This window comes from Stieleria sp. (genome assembly GCF_041595215.1).
Classification (GTDB): Bacteria; Planctomycetota; Planctomycetia; order Pirellulales; family Pirellulaceae; genus Stieleria; species Stieleria magnilauensis.
Genome location: NZ_JBFHKV010001301.1, coordinates 1 through 2,099 on the forward strand (window position 1 = coordinate 1; position 2,099 = coordinate 2,099).

Annotated in this window: 1 protein-coding gene; it reads left to right on the forward strand. The window is 59.6% G+C overall.

Going from position 1 to position 2,099, the window contains the following annotated elements; translation table 11 throughout:
• Nucleotides 1-323 precede the first annotated feature (323 nt).
• The gene (locus ABX749_RS30760) at nt 324-1,853 is read left to right on the forward strand and encodes a sialate O-acetylesterase (RefSeq protein ID WP_372899399.1); all 1,530 of its coding nucleotides are present in this window, start codon (nt 324-326) and stop codon (nt 1,851-1,853) included.
• The last annotated feature ends 246 nt before the right edge of the window (nt 1,854-2,099 follow it).

Sequence of the window (2,099 nt, forward strand, 5' to 3'; positions counted from 1 at the left end):
GCCCGAGCCGCGTGTGATGCGACCCGGATGAGATGTCGGCGAGTGTCGTGATGCGGAAGCTCAGTTTATCTCCCAGTACTCTATCGCCGCTACATTATCGGGTAGTGGACGAGGCGACGAGTCCTCCGTCGTCGGCATATTGGCAAGGACTCGTCGCCTCGTCCACTACCCGATAATTGAGCGGCGATAGAGTGCTAGGAGATGAACTGAGCTTCCGCGTCACGACACACGCGGCGCGGGCTTGGGCTATCATGCCGGGCAAGTTTTGAAGGACCAGACGATTCCTTCTCCAACTTCCCACCTTTGATTCCCGGAGCCCCTTGATGAGAAAGTTGTTGTTTGCCTGTTTGATGCTGGTCGCGGCATCGCCGGTCTGTTTGGCCGAAATTCGGACCAGCGCCGTGTTTGGTGATTCGATGGTCTTGCAGCGTGAGAAGCCGATTCACGTTTGGGGCTGGACCACGCCGGATCGTGGCGTCGAAGTCTCCCTGGCCGGAAATGCGGTGACGGTCAAAAGTGATGCCGACGGTCGGTTCGATGCGAAACTGCCTGCGCTCCAGGCCGGCGGCCCGCACACGATGAAAATCTCCAGCAACGGCGAGACGCTGACGTATGACGACGTCTTGATCGGCGAAGTCTGGGTGTGCAGCGGTCAATCCAACATGCAATGGGCGGTCGATCAGGCCAACGACGCGGACCTGGAATCCCTGTCGGCCAATTACCCCAACCTGCGTCTGATCTCCGTTCCTCGCGTCGGGACACAAGAACCCCAGCAGAGTTTTGAAGGCCGCTGGGAAAGCTGCACGCCCGAGACGGTCAAACAATTTTCCGCGGTCGGCTATTTCTTTGGCCGCCAGCTTCACCAGACCCTCGATGTCCCGATCGGATTGATCGACAACGCCTGGGGCGGTTCGGCGGCCGAAGCCTGGGTGAACCGCGACGTGCTCAAGTCATCAGGCAACTTTGACGAGTTGCTCGAGCGATGGCGCGAGACCGAATCGACCTACGATTACGAGCAGGAACTGGCCAAGTACAACAAACAATTGGCCGCGTGGAAGGAATCGGGCAAGGGCCGCAGGCCGTCGGCGCCGCGCAACCCGCTGGTCGGACAGCACCGACCGGCCAACCTGTACAACGGCGTGCTCTACCCGATCATCGGTTACACGATCCGCGGTGTCGTTTGGTACCAGGGCGAGAGCAACGCGGGACGCGCCTATCAGTATCGCGATCTGTTTCCGACCATGATTCAAAACTGGCGTGACGAATGGGGACAAGATGAGTTCTCGTTCTACTGGGTCCAGCTGGCCGATTACTTGAAAGAGCCGTCAGAGCCGGGCAACAGTGCCTGGGCGGAACTCCGCGAAGCCCAGACGATGACGATGTCCAAGTTGCCCAACACCGGCGAAGCGGTGATTTTGAACTTGGGTGAGGCCTCGGACATTCACCCCAAGAACAAACAAGACGTCGGCAAGCGTCTGGCGCGCTGGGCACTGGCCAAAGACTATGGCTATGAGATCCCCTATCGCAGCCCGACGTACAAATCGATGTCGATCAAGGACGGCAAGATTGTCTTGGAATTTGATCACGTCGGTGGCGGATTGGACACGTTTGACGTTTCCACGCCGCTCGGGTTCACGATCGCCGGTGAAGACCAAAAGTTCGTCGCCGCCGACGCCAAGATCACCGGCAAAACGACGATCGAAGTCAGCAGCGACGCCGTCTCCGATCCCGTCGCGGTCCGCTATGCCTGGGCCGACAACCCGGTCTGTAACGTGCAAAGCAAAGAGGGATTGCCGATGACGCCCTTCCGAACTGACGATTGGAAAGGCATCACGGCGGACGTCAAACGGTAATCAGCCGTTTGGCATGCCCCCGAAGGGCAACGCTGTGAAGCATTTATTCCCTGCGTATGACGAGGTGTTAGCGGCAGGGCGCAAGCCCTCCGGTCCCTCATCGTTCCCGAAACACCGGAGGGCTCGCGCCCTACCGCTAAAGAATGCTTCACAGCGACCCCGGAGGGTGTCGAAGCAAATGACGTGGGAGCCCTCGAAGGCCGCCTGCCGCGCCGCCACAGCATCGATTCGCTGCGACCCCGTTCC